Here is a 24,214-nt window from a genome sequence, read left to right on the forward strand (position 1 = left end):
GCCCGGTTGCTGCGGGGAGTTGGGTCAGCGAGCCTCGAGGGCGGCTTGCGCCTGTTTGACCACCAGTCCGAAGGCATCCGGGTCGCGCACGGCAAGGTCAGCGAGGACCTTGCGGTCCAGCTCCACGCCCGCCCGATCAAGTCCGTTGATCAATTCGCCGTAACGCAATCCATGCGCGCGGGCGGCAGCGTTGATTCGCTGGATCCACAGGCTGCGGAAATCACGCTTGCGGGTTCGGCGATCCCGGTACGCGTACTGCAGGTTCTTTTCGACGCGCTGGACGGCGGCGCGGTACGTGTTCTTCTGGCGGCCCCGGGCGCCCTTGGCTGCCTTGATGACCCGGCGGTGGCGTCGGCGCGTGGTCACGCCGCTGGTGACGCGTGTCATGGGAAAGGTCTCGGCTCAGGAGTTCCGGAGCAGGTGGCGCTTGATGTAGCGCGTGTCGGCGGGCGATGCGGTCGTGGTGCCTCGCGCCGTCCGAATGAACTTGTTGGTGCGCTTGATCATGCCGTGCCGCTTGCCGGCAAAGTTGCGGCGCACCTTTCCGGTGCCGGTCAACCGGAACCGCTTCATCGCGGAACGCTTGCTTTTGATCTTGGGCACGGGCCACACCTCGCGGAGCAGGCCGTTCCGGCCGACCCCAGCACGGTTCCTGCGGTGGAAGAGGCCGCAAGTTACAAGCGCCCCGCGTCTTCTGCAACTCTTTGCCGGCGGGCGACGCGAGCAGTTGGTCGGGTATGCTTCCGCCCCGGCAGGCCGCCCCTCGGAGTACGATGAATGGCGAAACCTCTTCCCAACTATGTTGCCGGTGAATGGCGCGTGGCGACGGCGACGGTACCCAACGTCAACCCGTCGAACACGGATGACGTCATCAATGAGCACTGTTTCGCGACTGTCGGCGATACCCGGGCCGCGGTGGAGGCCGCCCGCTCCGCCTTTCCCGACTGGGCGCGGACCACGCCGCAGCAGCGGCATGACGTGCTGCGCCGAGCATCCGACGAGATTTTCGCCCGCCGGGATGAACTCGGCCGGCTTCTGGCCCGGGAAGAGGGAAAGACCCTGCCGGAAGCTGTGGGCGAGGTTGGCCGGGCCGGTCAGATATTCGATTTCTTTGCCGGCGAGACCCTTCGACTGACCGGCGAGAAACTGCCGTCGGTCCGTCCCGGCGTCGACGTCGAGATCACCCGCGAGCCGCTGGGCGTGATCGGCGTGATCACGCCGTGGAACTTTCCGATCGCGATCCCGGCCTGGAAGATCGCTCCGGCACTCTGCTACGGCAACACGGTCGTGTTCAAGCCGGCGACCCTGGTGCCGGGCTGCGCTTGGGAACTCACGGACATCCTGGTGCGAGCCGGCCTGCCGGACGGGGTCCTCAACCTGGTGGTGGGGCGTGGGTCCGAGGTCGGCGAAACGCTCCTGTCCGACCCCGGCGTCGATGCCGTCACGTTTACCGGCTCCGTGGACACGGGGGGACGGGTGGCCACCGCGTGTGCGGCGCGCAGGGCTAAGTTCCAGTTGGAAATGGGGGGCAAGAATCCGCTTGTCGTGCTGGACGATGCCGACCTCGACACGGCAGTCGAATGCGCGGTGAACGGCGCCTTTTTCTCGACAGGCCAGCGCTGCACCGCCTCTTCGCGCCTCGTGGTGACCGAGGGCATTCACGACCGCTTCGTTGAGGCCGTGACCCGACGGCTTGAGGGACTGGTGGTCGACGATGCTCTCAAGGACGGCACGCACATCGGTCCCGTGGTGGATGAAGCGCAGCTGGCGCAGGACCTGGACTACCTCCGGATCGGGACGGAGGAAGGGGCCGTCCTCCACTTCGGCGGCGAGCAGCTGGCGCGGGCCACGCCTGGGCACTACCTCCAGCCTGCCCTGTTCACGGAGACCACGTCAGCGATGCGGATCAACCGGGAGGAGATCTTTGGCCCGGTTGCTTCGGTCATCCGGGTTGCGGACTACGACGAGGCGCTTCACGTCGCGAACGACACGTCGTTCGGGTTGTCCTCCGGCGTCTGCACGACCAGCCTGAAGCACGCCAATCACTACCGACGGAATGCGGAAGCTGGCATGGTGATGGTGAACCTCCCGACGGCGGGCGTCGACTATCATGTTCCGTTCGGTGGGAGGAAGGGATCGTCCTATGGTCCGCGGGAGCAGGGACGTTATGCGGCCGAGTTCTACACGACGGTCAAGACCGCTTACGTCGCTTAGGGCGGCGGTTGCCGCCGCGGCCGTCGCGGCCGCTGCGCTGGCGGGTCCGGCCGCCACCGCTGATCAGACAGCGCCTGAGCTTGACGGGCTTTTTTCGGCCCTCAGGACAAGTACCGACCCGCACGAGGCCATCAAGATCGAATTCCAGGTCTGGAAGCTTTGGCTTCAGCACTCGGACTCCCTGGCGCGAGACACAATGACTCGCGGAATCCGCTCCATGCAGGCCGGCGACTACCAAGGCGCGCTGGCCACGTTCGATGACCTGGTGGAACGGAATCCCGAGTTCGCGGAGGCGTGGAACAAGCGGGCCACGGTCCACTACCTGCTCGGAAATGACGAGGCGTCCGTTGCCGACATCGTCGAGACCTTGGAATTGGAGCCGCGGCATTTCGGTGCGCTGTCAGGACTGGCGCTGATCTATGAACGCAACGATCAGCCCGTCGCCGCGGCCAGTGCATTGCGCCGCGCGCTCGCCGTGCATCCGCAAATGGGCGGCGGCGAGCGGCGACTCAAGCGGCTCGAGGACGAGGCAGGCCACTCCATCTAGCCGAGCGACGGCAAGACCTTAGCCAGCGCTTGGCCGGCGTCGTCGTCGGGTGCCGGTGTCGGGCGGCGGCGCGGCTCGCCCGCCCGTCCGCCGGACGTGCCAGGGTGCACACTGGACCCGTTCACCCGAGCCTGGCCTGGCCCGACTGGGTAGCGCCGCGAGACGCCGGCCCCTACGCTCGGGTCGGCACCAGGAAGGCTCGGAAATCGTTCACGTTGGTACGAGTCGGGCCGGTGATTACGAGATCGTCCAGCGCCTCGAAGAATCCGCCGGAATCGTGCGTGTCGAGCGAATTCCGCGCATTGAGACCGCGTTCAGCGCCGCGCGCCAGGGTGCCCGGATCGATGTGCGCGCCGGCGTGGCTGCCGTTTCCGTCGATACCGTCGGTGTCGCAGGCTAGGCCATAGACATTGATCCCATCGAGCGCCAGGGCGGCCGCCAGGAGGAATTCCGTGTTCCGGCCGCCGCTCCCGCTTCCCTGCAGCGTGACGGTCGTTTCGCCGCCTGAGATGAGTGCGAGGGGCGGTCTCGCTGGTTGGCCGGACTCCAGCACGTGCCGAGCGATGGCCGCATGCATGACCCCGATGTCCCGTGCCTCCCCCTCGATCCGGTCGGACAGGACGAACGGACGAAATCCGGCGGCGCGCGCACGACGAGCGGCGGCGCGAAGCGTGTCGCTCGGCCGGACCAGAATGCGGTGGGAGGTCCGCGCGAGCTCCGGGTGGGCGGGCTCCGGTGTCTCTGCATCCGGATGCTTGAGGGCATCGCGCACCTGGGGGGGCGGTCGAATCCCGTACCGGGCCAGGATAGCCCGGGCATCGCCCAGCGTGGTGGCGTCGCCGAACGTGGGACCGGAACCGACGACCGCAGGATCATCACCGGGAACGTCGGAAATCAGCAGGGTCACGATTCGTGCCGGGGCGGCATGGAGTGCCAGCCGGCCTCCTTTCACCGCCGACAGGTGTTTCCTGACGCAGTTCATTTCGTGGATGGTGGCGCCGGACCGCAGCAGTGCGGCCGTAACATCCTGCTTGTGGGTCAGGCTGATGCCGGACGTCGGAGCAGCCAGCAGGGCGCTGGCCCCGCCGGAAATCAGACAGAGCAGGAGATCGTCCGGACCGAGTGCCTTGGCCTCCTCCAGGAAGCGAGTGGTGGCCATCTGACCGGCCTGGTCGGGGACTGGATGGGACGCTTCGATGACCTCCACCCGCGGGCAGCTGACGCCGTGGCCGTACGGTGTGACCGCCAGTCCGCTGAGCGGCGCGTCCCATGCCTCGTCGGCCGCTCGCGCCATGACCGCCGCCGCCTTCCCTGCACTCAGAACCAGGGTGCGCCCGCGCGGCCGGCGGGGCAGATGCCGGACGACAAGAGGCTCCGGATTGGCGGCATCGACGACCGCGTCAAACATCTGCCGGAGGGTGGCCCGATGCTGCAGGTGGGCGTCGCGGTTCAACGTTCGGTCTACCGACAAAACCGATGGCCGTGGCGCGACCCCTGTTTCGCAGAGCCCGTTGCAACGCCAGGAATGAAGCGTCCGCGGTTCATCGTGCCGCTGATCCCCCCTTGCACCGTCAGCATCTTGCGAGGCCAGGCGTCATCGTCGGTCCCTCGTGTGGATGGTCGGCCGCCATTGTGGGCGTCCCATGCGCGGCGGCTTGCGAAGATACATGGACGGCGGCGGTATCGGGGGTTCTCTTGGCATACCCGCCGGTGCCGGCCGAGCGACCTTGACACCAGCGATGGCATGGCGGCCTTGTCGAGTTGCGCCCGGCATGGCATCCGTCCACGGAGCCGGTGCCGCAGGCTGGCGCCATTGGCGGGTAGCCCTGCACTGTCCGCTCTGCGGCCTGACCATCGGCCACCGCCGCCGTACGGCGGGCGATACGAACGGTCGTGCGCGGCCGGGCGTCGTCACGACGGTGCGGCAACCGTGGGTGCACGGGGCCGTGGCAGATATGTCAAGGCGATGCCGTTTTATGCTGATTCGTGTCGTGCTACGGTCGGGGCCAGTCGGCTCGGTACCACGTTCGGGATTCTCTTCCGCCAATCCGGCGGGCGGGGTGGCTCGTGACGTGACGGAACGGTTGCGGCCGCTTCCGCACGTTTCGGCGGCCTGCTGGGGTGCTCGACTGTCAACCGTTGGGCCCTAGTCTCCGGGTTATACTGACTTAAATCTTGTAATAGCGACACCTTTCTCGGGATCATTGCGACGATGCGGCTTGCGACTGTCACCCTTGACGACAAATACGAGCTCGACGGCGGACGGGCCTTTCTCAGCGGCACGCAGGCCCTTGTAAGGTTGCCCTTGGTCCAGCGCCGGCTCGATCGGGAAGCGGGGCTCGACACCCGCGGGTACATCTCGGGATACCGCGGCTCCCCACTCGGCATCTACGACAAGGCACTGTGGGATGCGCGGCAGTTTCTCCAACGCGGAGGCATTCATTTCAATCCAGGTCTGAACGAAGACCTGGCCGCCACAGCTATCTGGGGCACGCAGCAGATCGGATTGGTGACCAACCCGAAGCACGACGGCGTGTTCGGTATCTGGTACGGCAAGGGCCCGGGAGTCGACAGGACGGGCGACGCCTTCCGGCATGCCAATTCTGCTGGTACAGCGCCGCATGGCGGGGTCCTGGCCTTGCTCGGTGACGACCATTTGGCCAAGTCGTCCACGACGGCGCACCACAGCGAACTGGCCATGGTGCATGCCCAGATTCCGATCCTGAATCCGGCCAATGTCCAGGATCTGCTGGATTTTGGCCTGCGCGGCTGGGCGATGTCCCGTTTCAGCGGTCTCTGGGTATCGATGAAATGCATTACTGCGACCATCGACAGTTCGGCATCCGTCTACGTCGACCCCGAACGGGCCGAATCGGTCATCCCTGACGATTTCGAGATGCCCGAGGGCGGGCTCTCCATTCGCTGGCCGGACGACATTCATGCCCAGGAACATCGGATGATCGCGCACCGGCTGCCGGCTGCACAGGCGTTTGCGCGGGCGAACGGGATTGACACGCTGGTATGGCGAGGGCCGAGTGATCGGATTGGCATTGCCGCGACCGGCAAGGGCTACGCGGAGGTGCGGGAGGCGCTCGACATCCTGGGCATCGACGCCGCTCGCGCACAGGCGCTCGGGCTCCGCCTCTGGAAGGTCGGCATGAGCTGGCCGCTGGAAGAGGAGGGTGCCAGGGCATTCCTCGATGGGCTTGAGGAAGTCATCGTCGTCGAAGAAAAGCGGGCACTGGTCGAGACTCAGCTCAAGGACATCGCCTTCCATCTCGCGAACCGTCCGGACCGGATCGTCGGAAAGACCGACGATGCGGGATACTCGCTCATTCCTGCCACCGGAGAACTGACGCCTGCCATCGTCGCCAAGGCGCTAAGCTCGCGAATTGCGCGACTGGGCGCCTCCGACGTGACCGAGGCCTTGGCTCGATTCGAAGGCAACGTGCCGCCTCCGGGTGCGCCCGCACCCGTCGAACGGACACCTTATTTTTGCTCGGGATGTCCGCACAACAGCTCAACGCGGATTCCCGACGGCTCGATGGCCATGGCCGGCATCGGCTGCCACTACATGGCGGTGTGGGCCAATCGCAACACGCATCTCACCACGCACATGGGTGCGGAGGGCGCCAACTGGATCGGCATGGAGGAGTTTGTCGAGGAGCCCCACATCTTCCAGAACCTGGGCGACGGGACGTATCAGCACTCCGGGCTCCTGGCAATCCGAGCCGCCGTCTCGGCCGGCACGAGCATCACGTACAAGGTGCTCTACAACGATGCGGTGGCGATGACGGGCGGCCAGCCGCACGATGGCGCGCTGACCCCGGAGGGAATCACGCACCAGCTGCGTGCCGAAGGCGTGCGGCGGATCGCGGTGGTCACGGACGAGCCGGACAAGTACGGGATCGACCGGGCGTTTGTCGAGGGCACCACGATTCACCACCGCAGTGAACTCGACGCCGTGCAAAAGGAGCTCCGGACCTGGCCGGGCGTCTCGGCCATGGTCTACGACCAGACCTGCGCAGCCGAGAAGCGTCGCCGCCGCAAGCGGGGCCTCCTGGACGACCCGGACCGTCGGGTGTTCATCAACGAGCTGGTCTGCGAAGGCTGCGGCGATTGTTCGAAAGCATCGAACTGCATTTCAGTCGAGCCCCTGGAGACGGAGTTCGGGCGCAAGCGCCAGATCAACCAGTCCGCCTGCAACAAGGATTTCTCGTGCGTGCAGGGCTTCTGCCCGAGTTTCGTGACCGTGTCTGGAGCGCAGGTGCGCAAGGCGCCCCCCTCCCACGATGGCGCCGTTCTCGGCGATCTGGTGGCGCGCTTGCCGAATCCCTCGCAGCCGGACCTCGACCGTCCGCGCAACGTGGTCATCACCGGCATCGGCGGGACCGGTGTCGTGACGGTGGGGGCGGTGTTGGGGATGGCGGCCCACATCGAAGGGAAAGGCGTGAGCGTTCTGGATCAGGTCGGGCTCTCACAGAAGGGCGGAGCGGTGGTCTCCGAGGTTCGCCTGGCGGCGAGGCCCGAGGAGATCCATTCCGTCACGGTGGGGCGCGGCCGTACCGACCTGCTCCTCGGCTGCGACATGGTGGTTGCGGCGGACGCCGAAGTCCGCGGGTGCCTCAGCCCGGAGGTCAGTGCAGCGGTCGTCAACGCCCATCGCGCGCCGGTAGCCCAGTTCGTGCTGGACCCGGACCTGTCCTTCGGCACCCGCCGCATGATGGAACTGATCGCCGAAGCCAGCCGCGAGGAGGCGACCGATTTCGTCGACGCGACGCGCCTCGCCACCACGCTGTTTGGCGACAGCATCGCGGGCAACCTGATGCTTCTCGGCTATGCCGTCCAGCGGGGGCATGTGCCGGTTGGCGTCGACGCGCTTGAACGCGCCATCGAGCTGAACGGGGTCGCCGTCCGGATGAATCTTGATGCGTTCAGGTGGGGACGCGTGGCCGCCGGCGACGAGAGCGCGATCGGGGAGATCCTGGGTACGGACAGCCTCGCGGCCGAAGCACCCGAAGAGTCGCTGGATCAACTGATCGAACGCCGCGTGCAATTCCTGACGGCATACCAGAATCGGTCATGGGCCGAGCGCTATCGCGAGACGGTTGCATCCGTGCGCACGCTCGAGGCGGCACGGGTCCCCGGCGAAGAGGCGCTGGCACGGGCGACGGCCAAGTACCTCTTCAAGCTCATGGCTTACAAGGACGAGTACGAAGTTGCCCGCTTGTACACGGATGGCACGTTCCTCCGTCGCATCGAGGAGACATTCACCGGCCGGCCCAGCCTGACGTTTCACCTGGCGCCCCCGCTGTTCGCGCCTCGCGACCCTGCAACCGGCAACTTGCGGAAATTGACGTTCGGTCCCTGGATGCTGCCGGCGTTTCGTGTGCTGGCGGGGCTGCGCTTCCTGCGGGGCACCCCGTTCGATCCGTTCGGCTGGACCCGCGAGCGGCGTACCGAACGGGCAGAGATCCGGCGGTACGAGGGCCTCCTGCAGACTGTTGGTGAGCGCCTGAGCCCGGACAATCATCCGACGGCGGTAGCACTGGCCTCGCTTCCCGAGCACATCCGGGGATTCGGCCACGTGAAGGAAGAACACCTTGCACGGGCTCGGACGCTGGAGACAGAGCTGCTGGCCGCCTTTGACGCGAAGGAAGACGCTCCGCACGAGGGGATGGGAGAGAGCCAGGCCGCCTAGTGCGTCCGGCGGGTGACGGTTCACCCCGGGAGTGGCGATCCAGTCAGGTGCGGTGAGCGATTCGGCGTCAGCGCATTACCGCGCTGGCCGCCGTGTAGCCGGACTGGATGGCACCCTCGATGGTTGCCGGAAGGCCGGTGTCGATCCAGTCTCCTGCCAGAAACAGGTTGGCCCATTTGGTTCGAGTAGTTGGCCGGCGACGCACCTCCGCTGGGGTTTGCGCGAACGTTGCTCGTCGTTCCTTGATCACCCGACAGGTTGGGACGGTGTGGGGGTCGCGATCCAGCGCCGCGGCAACGTCACTCCAGGTCGCGCGCGCGATTTCGTCAGCCGAGCCTTCGGCCACGGCATCGCCGGCACTGATGGTGATCGAGGCGACGCTGCCGCGGACGAACAGCCATTGCGCAGTGCCTCCGATGAGGCCGAGAAACGGTGACTTGGCGGGCAGTGCCGCGGGTTCGTCCAGCACGAAATGCGCATTGACGATGACATGGCTCGTCTTCGGGACGTCCAGCGCCGGCAGCAAGCCACCGGTTGCGGCGGGCGGCAGCGCGAGAACGACGCGATCATCAGCATCCAGCGGCACGGCTTCGCCCGCGAAATTCAATGTCCGCATCCGATCGGCATCGCGTTCAACCTGACTGAGCCGGCACCCGAACCTGACCGTCACACCGAACCGTCGCAGAAGCGCCAGCGCCGGCTCCACGAACGTGTCCGACAACCCTTTCCTGGCGACACGCGGTCGGCAGGCGGCCTCGCCCTTTGCAAACGTATCGCGGAATACCGGCCACAGTAGGCGCGCTGCGCCGGTTTGGGCCGGTGTATTCAGTACCGCGACGGCGAGCGGCTCCCAGAATCGCTTGAACAGGATGGTGTCCTCCCCGACGCAATCCGTCACGGTGCGTTCGCTTCCGGCTGTCGTGAACCGCAGGGCGGACAGGTAACTCCAGATCGTCGTGTCGGGTACGCGTCGCCCAGTGCTGAGAAGCCACCAGGGCAGCGGCCCGCCGTTGGGCCGTAGGCACCAGCGCTGGCCGGTCGCGAGGTCAAGAAACGGGAAGCGCGCCGTCGGGGGACCACTCAGTTCCTGGGAGGCGCCGATGTCGGACAGGTAACGCATGGCTGCCTGATTGCCCGAGAGCAGCAGGTGGTTGCCGTTGTCGATCGTGCAGGCGAGCTTCGCATCCACGTAGGACCGGCACCTGCCGCCCGCTTGGCCACTGGCTTCATAAAGCGTGACGGTGTGGCCGTGGCGCGCCAGCGATACGGCGGCGGCAAGCCCGGCGAGACCGGCGCCTACGACGTGTGTTCGGGCCAAGGTCGGAGCTGCTAGAGCAGGCCGTATCGGATCGCCAGGCACATCTTGCGTACCGGCGACAGACGGATTGGATCGCCGATCTGGCTCCATCCGCGCTGCTCCAGGCGGTCCAGCGTTTCCCGGTAGATCGCCATCATGAGAGCTGCTGGGCGCATTTTCCGCCATCCCAACTGGGTCAGGAGCCGGCTCGCTTCGGCGTAGTAGCCGCGGGCGATTCCGGCTAGGTCGGCACAGACATCGGGGAACCGAGGATCTCGGAAGATGGCGCTGGTCGGATGCGTTGCCACACCGTGCTTACGCAACATATCAAGCGGCACATAGAGGCGCTGTAACGCCGCGTCTTCCTTAAGGTCACGCAGAATATTGGTAAGCTGCAGCGCGTTCCCCAAGTTCTCCGCGATCATCGGCCCCGGTTGCTGAGGTACGCCGAAGGCATGAATCGACAGCATGCCCACGGAGCCCGCCACCTTTCGACAGTAGTTCAGGAGATCCCCCAGGCTTTGCATTCGGACGGCGGGCGCAGCATCAATTTCCATCCCGTCGATCACCGCGAGGAACTCCCGTTCCGGCAAGCCGAAGCGTTTCACCGGTCGCAATAGCGCCTTCGTTGTCGGCCATGTCGGGTGTCCGGCATACAGACGGCCGATCTCTTGCCGCCACGCTGCGAGCGCCCGCGCCTTGTCGGTAATCTCACCAGGTTCATCGACGATATCGTCAACCTCGCGGCAGAACGCGTAGATCGCGTGCATTGCACGGCGACGCTCGGACGGAAGCACACGCAACCCCCAGAGGAACGACGTGCCGGATCGCGCGACGACGCTGTTGACGTGAGCCCTCGGCTCAACCCCATCGACGGGCGCGTCGACGTGGGTCGGCGGATCACGGGAGGCGCTGTTCACGTCGAGGGATCTCCTCGCACGGGTAACTCCGGAACCACTCCCGAACAACTTGCCGCGCACGCGCGACGATCGGTTGCAAGCTGGTACGGAACGCCGGTCTCCCCTGCCCAAGCGTCAGTCAAGTGCCCGAAGTTCGAGCACGGTTCGAATGTTAGCTGACTTCCCGGCGGCCGCGCAGCATCCGCGCCGCCGCGGGATCCGCGGACAACGTGCGTCGCGGATGACCATCGTCATGTCTTCAAGACGCCTAATCGACGGATGACGGCCGCGTGGCAGCGGCGCTGAGCCAGCGAGGGAATCTCTGGTAGACGGCGTGGCTGACTCCGAGCACGCCGCAGCCGACGAACTGGGCTTTCGTGAGTACGACGCGCTCCGCCAGGGGATCGCGTTTCCGTAGCTCGAGACTCAGTTTTTTTGCGATGGCAACGATGGTTGCGGTCTCCATTGCAAACCGGACGTCACGGAGCTGAGACGGAAGGCGATCGGCAAGCACGAGCAATTGATCGGTCGCATCGAGACAGCGATCCAGCACGCCTTTCAGGGCCTCCGTCGCCCGACGGTCGGCCAGTGCCGACACATCGACATTTGCTGCCGTCATCCAGTCCTGCGGAATGTAGACTCGGTTCAGGTTCCGGTAGTCGTCGCCACAGTCCTGCAGGTGGTTGATGACTTGCAGGGCGTTGCACAGCGCATCCGAAGCCGGATACGTAGAAGAAGATTCGTGATGGAGGTCGACGAGATAGCGTCCTACCGGCGCTGCTGATCTATTGCAGTAGTCGATCAGATCGTCCCAGTCGTCGTAGCGCGACTTGACCGCATCCTGCTTGAACGCGCTGATCAGATCCAGGCAGTGCTGATGCGTCACCTGCGTCGCCGAGAGGCTTCGGCGGATGTCGTGAGCCTTTTGAAGTGCCGGGTTGCTGGTGTTGGCGCCACACAGTGCGTCGGCAAATCCATCCAGTCGTCTGATCTTGTCGTCCGGCTTCAGATCCGGATTGTCGGCGACATCGTCGATAGCCCGGGCGTACGCGTAGAACGTTGCAATGTGCGGCCGGAGTCGCGGCGGCAGCAGCCAGGAACCGACGGGAAAATTCTCGTCCCCAGCGGTCTTTCCGGACGGAGTTTCCATGTGGCCCGCCTTTTCTCCGTCAGCCAAGTTAGGGCGCACCGCCCTCGTTCCATGGCTGTCTCGAAGGTAACTCCCGAACCAGAGGTCGGTAGCCCGATGTCAGCCGGGTCGACGACCGACGCAACTCCCGGCCGACGAGCGTACGGTACCTCGACTGCAACTGACCGCGCCACTGGCGCGAAGGGGGCGGCGGCCGCGGATTGATCCACCGACCGGCAAGCAGCCTTGGCGCTGCGTTACCGGTCGACGCGGCCTCGGATCCGGAAACCGCCTTGCCCGCAACCGGCTATGTTCGGCGAACACGCAGACGGCCTCCCCCCGTCGGACGGCATTCGTCCCTGCGCATGAGAACTTCGGCACCTCGCCGTCTAGTGGTCGCGCGTCAGCACGAAGACAGCGACCGAGCGGAGACGGTCGGCACGTGGACCGAAGCAGTCCAGATGCGCCAACGCTGCTTCGGACGTTCGGCGTGCCTCCCGACGCGCCCCTTCCACACCGAGCAGGGAGACCAGCGTGGCCTTGCCCGCAGCCGCGTCTTTCGCCGCTCGTTTACCCAGGCTCGCTTCATCGCCTTCGACATCCAGTAAGTCGTCCTTCATCTGAAAAGCGAGTCCGAGATCCGAACCAAAGCCCCGCAGCGCCTGGCGGGCACGATCGTCAGCCTGCCCCAAGATGGCGCCGGCCATCGCCGAGAACGTCAGCAGCGCACCGGTCTTCAGTCTCATGATGTCGAAGACGGCGTCCACGCCGACCGTGGCATGCTCGCTTTCGAGGTCCATCATCTGACCACCGACCATGCCCCTTCCGCCCGCACAATCCGCGAGGGAAGCGACCAAGGCAGCACGGACCTGGCCATCGGAGTGGGTTTCAGGTTCCGCCAGAGTCTGAAACGCCAAGGTCAGCAGGGCGTCCCCGGCCAAAATGGCCGTCGCCTCATCGAACGCGCGGTGGCAGGTCGCCCGGCCCCGCCGCAAGTCGTCGTCGTCCATGGCCGGGAGATCATCGTGAACCAGCGAATATGCGTGAATCATTTCCACTGCGGCCCCGGTCCGGAGGCTCGCGGTCTGGGATACCTCGAAAATACCGGCGGAAGCATCGACGATATACGGACGAAGGTACTTCCCACCGCCCAACAACGCGTAACGCATGGCCTGATAAAGGCGCTCAGCGTTGCCCGAGGCGGACACCAGGCTGTCAAGAACTGCCTCAAGTTGCTCGCCAAACGCAGCGAGCATGCCTGCCATCTCCTGTGCGGGCGGCGCAGCTGGACTGGACGCGATACCGCTAGCCATACGTTGTACCGCCCGGATCTGCAGTCGAAGCGGTCCCAGTGCCTCGTATCGAACGGAACATGCCGGCCAGCCGCTGCTCCGGCATTGCACCTTCAGGAAAGCCCGCGGTGAGCGGCGACGCCGGCATATCGGTTCGGGTCATGTTATCGCAATAGGCCTGCGGGACCCTTGACGTTGAGGTAAACTGCGATCCGGATTTATCGCGGCACGAGTTGGCGGTATGGATATCTAACTTGAAGTGCGCGCCCTTGCATGACGTAGACTGATAGCGCCCCAAGCATGTTGTCTGCTTGCTGATCAATGGGGTTCGCACTTGACTATTGCCTGTCAACACTTCTGAAGCAAGTACTTGACAATTACCGGCAAGTCAACAGTTACACAGCGTTGCCGGCCCCGAGGTATCATGTCAACGTATCTGGCGGTCCCGTGCGGTAACGGGCTGCTGAACGGCCGCGATGACCAGGGGACGGGCGTTGTGCCGATTTGCGGTCAGGACTGTGCGAAACGGGAAATCATGATCTGTGCGATCGAAGGGTCGTGCCATCGGAAACCGACCTGAAATAGGTTGGCCCCGCAGCCAACGTTCAGAAGCTGTAACTGAGGTTGAGGCCCACGAAGCTATCGTTTTCGAGACCATGTTGTAGGAAATCCCTGTCACCGATCTTCAGGAAAGCGATTGCTTCTACATTCAGCGCCCAATAGTCCGTGAGGCGCCGGTTGAATTCCATGCTCAACACTCGCGACTCAAGGTCCACGTCCTCAAAGACACCGATCGTGAAGTCAGTGCTTTGAACGTCGTTCAGCGCGTAACGTACGGCGAGAAAAAGATCGTTCTGGAAGACATTGGTCGCGTTTTGCCCGCGCTCGTCATAGTTCCATTCGGCCAAGACGCTGAGATCGGCGGGCGAATCCCAGACGGAGTAAAATGCGTATTCACCGCCAACAACGAAGGCGCCGTAGTCCTCCTCCTGCTGGCAGAACAGGTTGCGAAAACCCGTGCGTCTGATCGCCTCGAGCTTCAGAAGCCAGGCATCGATGGTGATCTGCGAATCGATCCCGAACTGGCGAATTTGCTCATAGTGTTGTGTCAGTTGGGCAGTCGGAACCGGGGTAGGGCAGATCGAGGGCTCGCGGCTGGTCCCGTCGAATGCGCTCAAACCGATATCGACGGAGCCGAAGCTCTGGGTGTAGCGGACGGCCAGATCGAGATTCCACTCGCCTGCCGAACTTTCATAGGAAATGTGCTCGTCATCGATGACGAACAGTCCTCGCATTCGACCTGCCGGCCCGGGAAAAGTCCGCGCCCGATGATAGGTAAGACCGAATAACTCCAGCACCCCCCACTCACCCGACCATGTGAGATGGGCCATGGGCTGACCCAGTTTGGTTTCTTCATTCGGGTGCTCAACGAGATCCACCTGATTGACGATGTCGACCAAGTGCCGGGATTCGGCGACGCCCCAAAACACTTGATCGATGCCGACCCGAATTTCCCATTCGCTGTTGCCGGCCTCACCAAAGACGAGAGCAAAGGCCTCACGCAGGTCTGCGTGCGTGCGACGCGGATCGGTGCTGTCGTAACGAAAGAACGGCGCGACCGTAACGCTCCTGCCATCTGCATCTTCGACGTACAGCTTGGGATGAAAGACCAGGCCAGTCGAGTGGGAAGCCTGGCCCGGAAACACCGCCGATTCAGGGAACTCTCGGCTCTCTAGGCTGATTCGCCCCGAAACCTCCTCATAGACAAAGTCGGTTTCTGCCCGAACTTCTGCCGAAACCAGAACGACGCTTGCGCAAGCCGCGCTCAGGGCGCCGCCGCGCAGAAACGATGAGGATCGCATCAACGCGCCCGTCTCAGGCTTGTTTGCGTGAAGTCGCCGTCGTCCAGCCCTGTCTGGAACTCATAGTCGGACCAGTTCAGTACGGTGCTCTTGCCGGTCAGGTGGTTCATCATGGTCATGGTCCCTGCGAACCAGTACTGGTCCAGGTACTGCTGGTAGTCCGTTATCTCAAGCGTCTTCAAGTGCTCGTCCTTGCGGTCGTAGTACTCCACTTTCCAGATACGGAACGCATCATGGTCGTGCCAAACGACCTGGCGGCTGTAACCGGACCCCTTCTCCACCGGGGTCCGTTCGGTGACCGAACATGTCAATTCGCCGCAGGCCTCGTCACGCAGGTACATGTACGTAAATTTTTCCACCGCCTGGGCGGTCATGTCCTCGTAGGCGAACTCGCTGCCCATGAACGATCCGGATCGATTCGACGAACTGATTCGTTTCACCCGCTTCAGCGCCGGGAGGTAGAGCCACTGGTCGTCGGGCTCGGTCCGGTGCGCATGGACGAGGAACGCCGTCCCCTTCACGTCACGCGGCTGGTCGAACACGAACATGCTTCGATCGCCGTCGTCGTCGACTTCGAGGATCTTGATGCGCACATCGCGCCGGCTTTCCTGGCCGTGCCGATTGCGCAACACCATGGTCTGCCGCGCCGTGAAGTCCCCAAAGCCTGTCCCCCGCTCGCGGGCTTCCAGGGCAATCTGCAAGCCCGCCTCCTCCGGCGCATGTGAGTCCGCTATCGCCGTTGAAGGAGCGGCAAACCATGCCGAAAGCACGAGAACTGCAGCCAGCAGAAGGCAGCCGGGCTGCATGGAATGTGATCGGTCAGTCATGATCGTTTCCCCTGCCGGACGCCAGCCGATGCCGACGCTGGCATGGCGCCGGCGCCATGTCGGCCGGCCTCCCGGCCGCCGCCGCAATCATAGGCGATGTCCGATTTGGCTGCGTGACCGCGAGGTTGCGTACGCCGCCGACGGAGCGGATCCGGGCAGCTTCCGGTCCCCAGGCGCTCACTGACCCGTCGTGTCGGCAGGGATCCCTCTGCCGGTTCGGATGCTCGGCGCCTGAGGCTTGCTTCAGGTCCGCACGGCCGCACGTGCACCCGGCGGAACTCGATTCAGCCCGCCAAGATGCATGGAATCCGTCGATCGCGCGGTTGCTGCCCGCAAAGAGAGAGCCGGTGCGTGAAGGTCGCTGGGGCGCCCACCGGCGTGTAAGTGCGAAGTCTACGCCGACCGCTTCATTCGTCGTCGTCGCTGCCAAACCAGTCGAAGATGTCCAGCCATTCGAGCAGGCCGCCACCCTCGCTCTCGTCTTCGGTTTCCGTTGCCTCGGCCACGGGCGGGACCTCCTCGGCCGCAGGCTCTGCGGCGGGTGGGGCCTCTTCGGCTGCTGCCTCCGCGACGGGCTGGACCGCTTCAACTTCGTCGTCGTCACCGAACCAGTCGAAGACATCAAGGAAGCCCAGCAAGCCTCCGCTTTCTTCTTCTTCTGCCGCCTTCAGAGCCTGATCACGCTCCAGAAGCTGCCGGATCTCCGGATCCACGTCGTGGGCGGCGGCGGCCTCAAGGACGGCCGCCTCGCCCCTGGAGGCGGGGGCCTCGACCGCTTCTCGGGAGGTCAGGGTTTCGCCCGGTTCCAGCCCGGCCTGGGCAACGGTCAACGGGGGCCTAAGCTCGAGATTCGGAGGAACGGCAAGGGGGTCCTGACGGATGACCCGGAGCGGATTTGGCGAGATTTTGCCAATTCCCAACGTGCCTTGGATCCGCTCGCACCCGGCCAATGCGACGGACAACCCCAAGAGCAGGAGGATGGCAGGGTTCAGGCGCATGTTCCGGTATCAGCGACCGCGGCGGAGCGCCCGGAGCCTAGCAATGGCCCGCTGGAGCGGCAACGCGTGGGCAATCACACAGAACGCTCCGATGGTGATTGCCATGTCCGCAACATTGAAGGCAGGCCAATGATAATCCGACACGTGCACATCGATGAAGTCAACCACGCTGCCGCGTGCCAGCCGGCATATGGCATTGCCGATCGCACCGCTGGCAATCAGGATCAGACCGGCTGCGTACAGTCGTTCCTTTGCGCGCGCCTGCATGACAAGAAGCGCTACCGCGATGACCGCCGCAAACCCCGCCAACGCCCATTGCTGCGTAGTTCCGCCGTTGCCCAAGAAGCCGAAGCCGACGCCGAAATTCCGGACATGCACCAAGTTGAGCAGCGCACCCAATCGGATGGGTTCCACCGGCGCCGCGAGATAGGTGGTTACCAGTGCCTTCGTGATCTGGTCCGCCGCCAGGATGGCGAGAAACACCCCAAAGCGTGCGGCGCCGGAGCTCACACGGCCTCTCGGCACCGGCCGCAAAGCCCGGCCGCCGTATCTTCCACTTCGGCGAGGACGCGCCAGCACCGGGCGCATTTCATGCCGTCGGCCGCGGTTGCATGGACCGCTACTTCCGGCACGGCCGGGTCTCGGTAGGCGTCGTCCGGCGGGGGTTCCGCGCTCAGCGTGATCCGCGAGGCGATAGCGAGCTCCGCCAAGTCGTGGGACGCCAAGTCTGCGAGCAGGTCGGCGTCTGCGTGCACGCAGGCCTGCGCTTCCAGGCTTGAGCCGATCTGGTGATCGCGCCGCATGATCTCGAGCGCGCTGGTGATGAGGTTTCGTACCCGTCGCATCTTGGCGAATGAACCTGCGACGGCGTCGTTCTGCCACGCTTTCGGTATCTCCGGGAACGTCCGCAGGTGGACGCTCTCGGTCTCTGCCGGGTGTCGCTCCAACCAAGCCTCCTCCGCCGTGAAGCAGAGGACCGGTGCGAGCCAGGCGGTGAGGATGTCGTGCAGGAGGAACAGCGTTGAGCGCGCGGCGCGGCGCCGTTGGGAGTCGGCCCGATCGCAGTAGAGCGAGTCTTTCCTGACATCGAAGTAGAAGGATGAGAGGTCGTTGGCGCAGAAATTGTGGAGCGTCCGGTAGAACGCCTGAAAGTCGTACGAGGCGAAGGCGTCAACGCGGGTCCGCTCCAGTTCGTGGAGCCGGTGCAGGACCCACTTTTCGAGGTCCGGCATTTCCTCCACGCTGATCTGTTCGGCCTCGCTGAAGTCGGCCAGGTTGCCCAGGACGAAGCGGAGCGTGTTCCGAAACCGGCGGTAAGCATCCGAGATTCCGGCCAGCACCTGGTCCCCAATTCGGAGGTCGCCCGTGCTGTCGCTCAGCGCAACCCAGAGCCGAAGGATGTCCGCACCCTGGGTGTCGTTGATTTCCTGCGGCCGCACGATGTTGCCGGCGCTCTTCGACATCTTGCGCCCGTCTCCGTCAAGGACGAACCCGTGCGTAAGGACGCTGCGGTACGGTGCCCGGCCGCGGGTGCCACAGCTGGCGAGGAGCGAGCTGTGGAACCATCCGCGGTGCTGGTCGGTCCCTTCGAGGTAGAGGTCGGCCGGCCAGTGCTGGTCTGGATTGTTCTCAAGCACGAACGAGTGCGTGCAGCCGGAATCAAACCACACGTCCAGGATGTCGCTGGTGCGATCGAAGTTGTCCGGATCGCGGTCGGGCCCGAGGAACTCCGAGGGGGGACGCGTAAACCACGCGTCGGCACCTTCGGCCTCGACCGCCTCGACGACCCGTTGGAGCACGGCTTCATCCCGAAGCGGCTCGCGCGTGCGGCGATCGACAAAGACCGGAATAGGAACCCCCCATGCGCGCTGTCGCGACACACACCAGTCCGGTCGGTGTTCGATCATCCCCCGAATGCGGTTCCGGGCACTGGCGGGGACCCATTCGGTCGCGTCAACGGCGGCAAGCGCCTTGGCCCTCAGCCCATGTGATTCCATGCTGATGAACCACTGCTGGGTCGCCCGGTAGATCACCGGTTGCTTGGATCGCCAGGAATGCGGGTAGCTGTGGACGTGCTTTTCCGTGGCCAGGAGCTTTCCGCGCTCATCGAGTGCTGCCAGTACGGGCTGGTCGGCCTTGAAGACGTGGATGCCAGCGAAGCGCGGCACGATATCGCTGTACCGACCGTCGTCCCCGACGTACTCCGTGACCTTGAGACCCACGCGCTGGCCCAGCTCGAAGTCATCGTCACCATGGGCCGGCGCCACGTGGACCAGGCCGGTTCCCTGGTCCGTCCCTACGAAGTCGGCGGCATGAAGCGGCACGGGGTGGTCATACCCCGCGATGGGATGTGAGCAGACCGTGCCCGTGAGCAGCGAGCCGGACAGCGACGCGATCGGCTCGAACGCCTCGATGCTCGCGGCCGCGACGATCGCGGGAACCCGCGCAGTGGCGATGACCAGTCGGTCGCCGGGCCGGATCCCGGAAGACGGGACACACCGCTGGACTTCAAGGACCGTGTAGTCGATGTCGGGGCCGAACGCGATCGCCCGGTTGGCGGGCAGGGTCCAGGGGGTGGTGGTCCAGATCACCACGTCGGCTCCCTCCAGCGCGGGAGCGGCGGGTTGCGAGATCGGAAACCGGACGAACACGGCCGTCGACGTGATGTCCCGGTACTCGACCTCGGCCTCGGCCAGCGCAGTGCGTTCCACCGGCGACCACATGACGGGCTTCAGGCCCCGATACAGGCTCCCTTCAAGCAGGAACTTGCCGATTTCCCGAACAATCTGTGCTTCCGCCTTGAAGTCCATCGTCAGGTACCGGCCGGCCCAGTCCCCGACGACAAACAGCCGCCGGAAGTCCTCCATCTGGACTCCGATCCACTTTTCGGCGAAGGCCCGGCATTCGCGGCGGAATTGCGCGATCGGCACGTCCTCACGGGACTGCTTTCGCTTGCGGTACTCCTGCTCGATCTGCCATTCGATCGGCAGGCCATGGCAGTCCCATCCGGGAATGTAATGGGCGTCGAAGCCCGCCATCTGTCGGGTTCGGTTGACGAAGTCCTTGAGGATCTTGTTCATGGCGGTGCCGATGTGGATCTGGCCGTTGGCGTACGGCGGCCCGTCGTGAAGGATGTACTTCGTGCGCCCCCTGGCGGTTTCGCGCAGCCGGGCCCACAGGTCCATTTCTTCCCACCGCGCGATCATCTCCGGTTCGCGTGCTGCCAGCCGTCCACGCATGGGGAAGCCAGTCTTCGGCAGGAACAGGGTTTCGCGGTAGTCAGGTCGGGAACTCATGAAATTGTATCCCGTGGCGGTCCTTCTTCTGCCGCGATGGCCCGGGTACGACTTACGTCCTGGGACATGGCCGAGATCAAGGCGTTGGAGTTGGCGAACTTCCGTTCGGAACGAAGCCTGCGCGAAAAGGCGACTCGAACCCGCTCCCCGTACAGGTTGCCCTGAAAGTCCAGGACATGCGCCTCCAGGATTCGCGTGGTCCCTGCGAACTGCGGCCGGGTGCCAGTGCTGATTGCTGCCGGCAGCCAGCCACGCTCCGGTTGACTTTCGATCCACGTCCACCCGGCGTAGACACCGTCGAGCGGCGCAAGCTGAGAGTGATAGAGGAGATTTACCGTCGGGAAGCCGAGCCGGCGGCCGCGCGTTTCTCCACGTCGGACCCGACCTTCCACCTCGAAGGGCGCCCCCAGGGCCTGCGCTGCTTCGTCTACGCGGCCTTCAGAGATCGCCTTTCGAATTGCCGTCGATCCGAACGCGACACCGGCATCATCGGTAACCGGGTCGACCACCGTCAGCCCGAAACCGGCGCTCGGGGCGAAGCGGGCGAGCCCTTCGGCGTCACCTGCTCGTCCGGTGCCGAACCGAAAGTCGTGTCCCACCACGATGTGCCTGGCCGCCAGCGTGCGCGCCAGCACGTCTTCCATGAACGCATCAGCGGTAAGTGAAGAGAAGGCCAGTGAGAAGCGTTGTACGTAGAGGATGTCCACGCCGGCTTCCGCAAGCTTGCGCGCCTTGCTGCGCAACGGAGTCAGGCGGCCGGGGGCGGATTCCGGTCTGAGCACGGACGCCGGATGCGGCTCGAACGTCAGGACGGCGCTACGGGCGTCGCCCGTCGCGCCTGCGGTCTGGCAGGCAACGGCAAGCAGTCTCTGATGCCCGAGATGAACGCCATCGAAATTGCCGAGGGCGACCACCTGGCCCTGGCGTGAGGCGGGGCGTCCCGGCTGCACGCGGACGAGTTCCATGAGCACTCACGGTCCAGAACCGAACGGGACCGGCACTATAGGGGCTTAGGTCGCTGCCTAGCCAGTGGCGTCGGCCAGTGCCTCGAACTTGGCGAGAGACGGGACCACGACCCTCGCTGCGGGTGCCGCCTACCTCGCCGGCTGGCATGCTAGCGATCGAATTCGTGCGATCACCGGAGCACGGAGAGAGCTCGTCGCAAGCATGCGCCCGATCGTGATCATTCCTGCCCGCATGGCGGCGAGCCGCCTGCCTGGCAAGCCGTTGGCCGACATCTGTGGGGTACCGATGGTGGTCCGCGTGCTGCGCCAGGCGGAGGCGGCGGAGGTCGGCGACGTGGCCGTCGCCTGCTGCGACGCCGAGGTCGCGGATGCGGTTGCAGCTGCCGGCGGGCGGGCTGTGATGACCACTCCCGATCTCGCGTCGGGTTCGGACCGTGTGTGGGAAGCGCTCGGTGTCCTTGATCCCGCAGGAAAGTGCGACGTCGCGGTCAACCTGCAGGGCGACCTGCCCGACATATCGCCCGCGGCGATCCGTCAGGTGCTCGCGCCGCTGGAGGTGTCGGCCGTCGACATCGGGACCCTGGTGGCGCCCCTCGGATCTGGCGAACTCGACGACCCGGCGGTCGTCAAGGCGCACCTTGTGACGCCGACCCCGAGCTCAACCGTCATGATCACCACCTTCTCGCGGACGGTATCCGGGCCTGACGAGCGTCTCCGGCATCACGTCGGGATCTATGCGTGGCGGCGCTCGAGCCTGGGCCGGTTTGTGGCCCTGCCCCCGAGCGAGCGCGAGCAGGCGATGCGGCTGGAACAGCTCCGGGCGCTGGACAACGGCATGCGGATCGATGGAGGATTGGTTGACGCGGCTCCGGCCGGGGTCGACACTCCTGCCGACTTGGATTCAGCGCGCCGCCGCCTGTGCACGTGACCGTCTTCGTTGTCCCGCGGCACCGTTGCCGCCCTGCCAAACGGTGTTGCCTATGAGCCGGCCTCTCCAAATCGCGTTTCAAGGTGAGCTGGGCGCGCACTCGCACATGGCGTGTCTCAACATGTTCCCGGATTCGGAGGTCGTTCCGTGCCCCGCGTTCGAGGACTGCTTTCAGCAGGTACGCAGCGGCGGTGCCGACCGCGCTTTCATTCCCGTGGACAACTCCGCGGCCGGGCGGGTCGCCGACATTCATCGGCTGTTGCCGGCATCAGGCCTCCACATCATCGGTGAGCATTTCGCAGCCATCAGCCATCATCTCATGGCCCGGCCCGGCACCTCCCTGGCGAGCATCCGGCAGGCTGCCAGCCACTTCCATGCGCTGAGTCAATGCCGAAAGTTCCTGCAGTCCAACAAGATTGAGCCGTTTCTGTTCGAGGATACGGCCGGTGCCGCCCGTCATATCGCCGAAGCAGACAGTCGCGCGGAGGCGGCGATCGCATCGGAGCTCGCGGCCGAACTCTATGGATTGGAGATCGTCGCGCGCGAGATCGAAGATGACCCCGGCAACACGACTCGCTTTCTGGTGCTTGGACTGGAGTCGATTGAACCCGAGGCCAATTCCGAGCACACGATCACCTCTCTGGTGTTCCGGGTCCGCAACATTCCTGCGGCGCTGTACAAGGCGCTGGGCGGCTTCGCGACGAACCGCGTCAACATGTTCAAGCTTGAAAGCTTCATGGTGGATCGTTCGTTCGCGTCGGCCGAGTTCTATGCGGACATCGAGGGGCATCCTGAGCACCCGAACGTGGCCCTGGCACTGGAGGAACTTGGCTTCTTCTCGCGGAGTGTCAGGGTGCTTGGCGTGTACCCGGCGTCGAAGTTCCGCCGCGACGGGACTACCTAGAAGGGCGGGCGGCCCAGACTGATGACCTGGGGACCCTATTGCTGCCGGAGGTCGGACATCACGCTTCGCTGATCCATTCCTCCACCAACCGACGCGCGATCGACACCTTCCCGGGCAGCCGAAAGGTCTCGTTCTCGGGGCTCGCGCGCAGTTCCTCGCGGGTGAACCAGCTGGCCTGTTCCAGTTCGTCCTCGTCGATCTGCAGTTGATCGTCTGCGGTCTCGGCCCGAAATCCCAGCATCAGCGACGAGGGGAAGGGCCACGGCTGGGAGTGGCGGTACTCGGGGCGGCCAACGACGCGCAGCCCTGCCTCCTCAGCGACTTCGCGAATGACGGTCTCCTCCATGCTCTCACCGATCTCGACGAAGCCCGCGAGCGTGGAATGCATGCCGGGCGGCCACGTCGCCTGGCGGCCCAGCAGGCACCGATCCTTGTGCGTAACCAGCATGATGACCGCCGGGTCGACCCGGGGAAACCAGCGTTCGCCGCACGTCGGTCGATCGCAGACGCGGGCGTGCCCGGCGTCGATCGACGATGTCGGCGAGCCGCACTTCCCGCACCATCGCGCGCGCCGGTGCCAGTACAGCAGACCGCGGGCGGCCGCCATGATCGCTCCGTCGTCGCGGGTCACCAGCGGCGCCAGGGACCGCAGATCGGCAAACACGCCCCCGGTCCCGGCAAGGATGTCGGCCAGCGGGTCGTCGGCCGCCGAGATGTCGCATGCATAGTGCGGCACGGCGTCACGCTCGCCGAGAAAGACGGTGTCATCCGCGGACTTCACAATCTCCCGGGCGAGCGCCCCCTGCTGCCAGAGCGGCTGCGGGGTGACTTCGTCCTGAACGTGATGGCGGTTGCGCCACAGCGCGAGCACGCGCACATCGCGGCCGGATTGAATGGCCTGGAGCCAGCCGGTTTCGGCGCGCCGCGAGTGGGCCCGGTGCAGTGGATATCCGCTGTAGAAGTTGGTGGCAGGCATGGGCGACGTGAAGCTACTTGAAGGACGGTGGCGTGCAAGCGTCGTGAGCGATTGGCAGGGTGTGCCGTCGAAGCCGCTGCCTGCCGTTGGCAGGTGCACCGACAGCATGACGAACCAATTGCGTCCGGTATAGTCGAAAAAGGCCTGGCGCGGGCCGGAACGAGAGGTTCGCGTGACAGAAACTGGCGGCTTGCTGGAGCTTGGCGCGGCTGGCGACCCGGAGGCCAAGGGCCCACCGGCAGCGGATCAGGAGCAGGGAACGGATTCCGGTCAGCCTGCGTACCTGGTGCTGGCGCGGAAGTACCGTCCGTCGACGTTCGAGGACCTGCTCGGCCAGGAAGTGCTGGTTCGCACGTTGACCAACGCGTTCGAGCAGGGG

At 65.0% G+C, this 24,214-nt stretch carries 20 protein-coding genes; 6 read left to right on the forward strand and 14 right to left on the reverse strand.

Features of this window, described 5'->3' with window-relative positions; translation table 11 throughout:
* Positions 1 to 24: 24 nt before the first annotated feature.
* The gene (rplT, locus tag OXH60_12065) at positions 25 to 387 is read right to left on the reverse strand and encodes a 50S ribosomal protein L20 (GenBank protein MDE0712855.1); all 363 of its coding nucleotides are present in this window, start codon (positions 385 to 387) and stop codon (positions 25 to 27) included.
* A gap of 15 nt (positions 388 to 402) precedes the next feature.
* Positions 403 to 603, reverse strand: coding sequence for a 50S ribosomal protein L35 (rpmI, locus tag OXH60_12070; protein MDE0712856.1), 201 nt, complete (start codon positions 601 to 603; stop codon positions 403 to 405).
* Positions 604 to 777: 174 nt separating this feature from the next.
* Between rpmI and OXH60_12075 the strand changes: the two genes are divergently transcribed.
* Together OXH60_12075 and OXH60_12080 are read left to right on the forward strand one after the other, a co-directional pair.
* Positions 778 to 2,214: an aldehyde dehydrogenase family protein gene (locus tag OXH60_12075; protein ID MDE0712857.1), complete on the forward strand. Its 1,437-nt coding sequence runs from the start codon at positions 778 to 780 to the stop codon at positions 2,212 to 2,214.
* Positions 2,215 to 2,410: 196 nt separating this feature from the next.
* Entirely contained in the window at positions 2,411 to 2,761 is a 351-nt protein-coding gene (locus OXH60_12080; protein ID MDE0712858.1) for a tetratricopeptide repeat protein, read from the forward strand.
* A 172-nt stretch (positions 2,762 to 2,933) separates the two neighbouring features.
* On the opposite strand, the gene OXH60_12085 is transcribed toward OXH60_12080, so the two are convergent.
* Positions 2,934 to 4,169, reverse strand: a complete 1,236-nt coding sequence (locus OXH60_12085) for a glycerate kinase (GenBank protein ID MDE0712859.1) — start codon at positions 4,167 to 4,169, stop codon at positions 2,934 to 2,936.
* Positions 4,170 to 4,973: 804 nt separating this feature from the next.
* Between OXH60_12085 and OXH60_12090 the strand changes: the two genes are divergently transcribed.
* Complete coding sequence (locus OXH60_12090; protein MDE0712860.1) at positions 4,974 to 8,462, forward strand: indolepyruvate ferredoxin oxidoreductase family protein; 3,489 nt, start codon at positions 4,974 to 4,976, stop codon at positions 8,460 to 8,462.
* Positions 8,463 to 8,529: 67 nt separating this feature from the next.
* Here the strand turns inward: OXH60_12090 and hpnE are convergent, their stop codons facing one another.
* From hpnE to OXH60_12140, 10 genes are all read right to left on the reverse strand, one after another.
* Entirely contained in the window at positions 8,530 to 9,780 is a 1,251-nt protein-coding gene (gene hpnE / locus OXH60_12095; protein MDE0712861.1) for a hydroxysqualene dehydroxylase HpnE, read from the reverse strand.
* Positions 9,781 to 9,791: 11 nt separating this feature from the next.
* Positions 9,792 to 10,679 carry a presqualene diphosphate synthase HpnD gene (gene hpnD / locus OXH60_12100; protein ID MDE0712862.1) on the reverse strand — a complete coding sequence of 296 codons (888 nt, stop codon included), beginning with the start codon at positions 10,677 to 10,679 and terminating at the stop codon, positions 9,792 to 9,794.
* Between the two features lie 247 nt (positions 10,680 to 10,926).
* Positions 10,927 to 11,808: a squalene synthase HpnC gene (hpnC, locus tag OXH60_12105; GenBank protein ID MDE0712863.1), complete on the reverse strand. Its 882-nt coding sequence runs from the start codon at positions 11,806 to 11,808 to the stop codon at positions 10,927 to 10,929.
* A 368-nt stretch (positions 11,809 to 12,176) separates the two neighbouring features.
* Positions 12,177 to 13,043 (reverse strand): polyprenyl synthetase family protein, encoded by an 867-nt coding sequence (locus OXH60_12110; GenBank protein MDE0712864.1) that lies wholly within the window; start codon positions 13,041 to 13,043, stop codon positions 12,177 to 12,179.
* Positions 13,044 to 13,684: 641 nt separating this feature from the next.
* On the reverse strand, positions 13,685 to 14,944 hold the full coding sequence (locus tag OXH60_12115; GenBank protein ID MDE0712865.1) for a hypothetical protein: 1,260 nt from the start codon (positions 14,942 to 14,944) through the stop codon (positions 13,685 to 13,687).
* Positions 14,941 to 15,768 (reverse strand): outer membrane lipoprotein-sorting protein, encoded by an 828-nt coding sequence (locus OXH60_12120; GenBank protein MDE0712866.1) that lies wholly within the window; start codon positions 15,766 to 15,768, stop codon positions 14,941 to 14,943. Before OXH60_12120 ends, OXH60_12115 begins: the two co-directional genes overlap by 4 nt.
* A 407-nt stretch (positions 15,769 to 16,175) precedes the next feature.
* Positions 16,176 to 16,766 carry a DUF3035 domain-containing protein gene (locus OXH60_12125; protein ID MDE0712867.1) on the reverse strand — a complete coding sequence of 197 codons (591 nt, stop codon included), beginning with the start codon at positions 16,764 to 16,766 and terminating at the stop codon, positions 16,176 to 16,178.
* Positions 16,767 to 16,775: 9 nt separating this feature from the next.
* Entirely contained in the window at positions 16,776 to 17,276 is a 501-nt protein-coding gene (lspA, locus tag OXH60_12130; GenBank protein ID MDE0712868.1) for a signal peptidase II, read from the reverse strand.
* Complete coding sequence (ileS, locus tag OXH60_12135; protein ID MDE0712869.1) at positions 17,273 to 20,062, reverse strand: isoleucine--tRNA ligase; 2,790 nt, start codon at positions 20,060 to 20,062, stop codon at positions 17,273 to 17,275. Before ileS ends, lspA begins: the two co-directional genes overlap by 4 nt.
* On the reverse strand, positions 20,059 to 21,027 hold the full coding sequence (locus OXH60_12140) for a bifunctional riboflavin kinase/FAD synthetase (protein MDE0712870.1): 969 nt from the start codon (positions 21,025 to 21,027) through the stop codon (positions 20,059 to 20,061). Before OXH60_12140 ends, ileS begins: the two co-directional genes overlap by 4 nt.
* 202 nt (positions 21,028 to 21,229) lie before the next feature.
* On the opposite strand from OXH60_12140, the gene OXH60_12145 reads away from it, so the two are divergent.
* Both OXH60_12145 and OXH60_12150 read left to right on the forward strand, forming a co-directional pair.
* A complete protein-coding gene (locus OXH60_12145; protein MDE0712871.1) occupies positions 21,230 to 21,955 on the forward strand; it encodes a 3-deoxy-manno-octulosonate cytidylyltransferase in 726 nt (241 codons plus the stop codon).
* 52 nt (positions 21,956 to 22,007) lie between these two features.
* A complete protein-coding gene (locus tag OXH60_12150) occupies positions 22,008 to 22,859 on the forward strand; it encodes a prephenate dehydratase (protein ID MDE0712872.1) in 852 nt (283 codons plus the stop codon).
* A gap of 58 nt (positions 22,860 to 22,917) precedes the next feature.
* Here OXH60_12150 and nudC read toward each other — a convergent pair whose 3' ends face one another.
* Entirely contained in the window at positions 22,918 to 23,835 is a 918-nt protein-coding gene (gene nudC / locus OXH60_12155; protein ID MDE0712873.1) for an NAD(+) diphosphatase, read from the reverse strand.
* 172 nt (positions 23,836 to 24,007) lie between these two features.
* Between nudC and OXH60_12160 the strand changes: the two genes are divergently transcribed.
* Positions 24,008 to 24,214 (forward strand): hypothetical protein (locus tag OXH60_12160; GenBank protein MDE0712874.1); only part of this gene is annotated, 207 nt, incomplete at its 3' end.

The sequence above is a fragment of the Rhodospirillales bacterium genome (assembly GCA_028824295.1).
Classification (GTDB): domain Bacteria; phylum Pseudomonadota; class Alphaproteobacteria; order TMED109; family TMED109; genus VXPW01.

Bases quoted from the DNA above. Each gene is read 5' to 3' on its own strand.
- rplT (MDE0712855.1), bottom strand. From the start codon at position 387: ATGACACGCGTCACCAGCGGCGTGACCACGCGCCGACGCCACCGCCGG.
- OXH60_12125 (MDE0712867.1), bottom strand. From the start codon at position 16,766: ATGCGCCTGAACCCTGCCATCCTCCTGCTCTTGGGGTTGTCCGTCGCA.
- OXH60_12080 (MDE0712858.1), top strand. From the start codon at position 2,411: ATGACTCGCGGAATCCGCTCCATGCAGGCCGGCGACTACCAAGGCGCG.
- ileS (MDE0712869.1), bottom strand. From the start codon at position 20,062: ATGAGTTCCCGACCTGACTACCGCGAAACCCTGTTCCTGCCGAAGACT.
- nudC (MDE0712873.1), bottom strand. From the start codon at position 23,835: ATGCCTGCCACCAACTTCTACAGCGGATATCCACTGCACCGGGCCCAC.
- OXH60_12150 (MDE0712872.1), top strand. From the start codon at position 22,008: ATGAGCCGGCCTCTCCAAATCGCGTTTCAAGGTGAGCTGGGCGCGCAC.
- OXH60_12085 (MDE0712859.1), bottom strand. From the start codon at position 4,169: ATGTTTGACGCGGTCGTCGATGCCGCCAATCCGGAGCCTCTTGTCGTC.
- OXH60_12110 (MDE0712864.1), bottom strand. From the start codon at position 13,043: ATGCTCGCTGCGTTTGGCGAGCAACTTGAGGCAGTTCTTGACAGCCTG.
- OXH60_12120 (MDE0712866.1), bottom strand. From the start codon at position 15,768: ATGACTGACCGATCACATTCCATGCAGCCCGGCTGCCTTCTGCTGGCT.
- OXH60_12090 (MDE0712860.1), top strand. From the start codon at position 4,974: ATGCGGCTTGCGACTGTCACCCTTGACGACAAATACGAGCTCGACGGC.
- OXH60_12075 (MDE0712857.1), top strand. From the start codon at position 778: ATGGCGAAACCTCTTCCCAACTATGTTGCCGGTGAATGGCGCGTGGCG.
- OXH60_12145 (MDE0712871.1), top strand. From the start codon at position 21,230: ATGCGCCCGATCGTGATCATTCCTGCCCGCATGGCGGCGAGCCGCCTG.
- hpnC (MDE0712863.1), bottom strand. From the start codon at position 11,808: ATGGAAACTCCGTCCGGAAAGACCGCTGGGGACGAGAATTTTCCCGTC.
- OXH60_12140 (MDE0712870.1), bottom strand. From the start codon at position 21,027: ATGGAACTCGTCCGCGTGCAGCCGGGACGCCCCGCCTCACGCCAGGGC.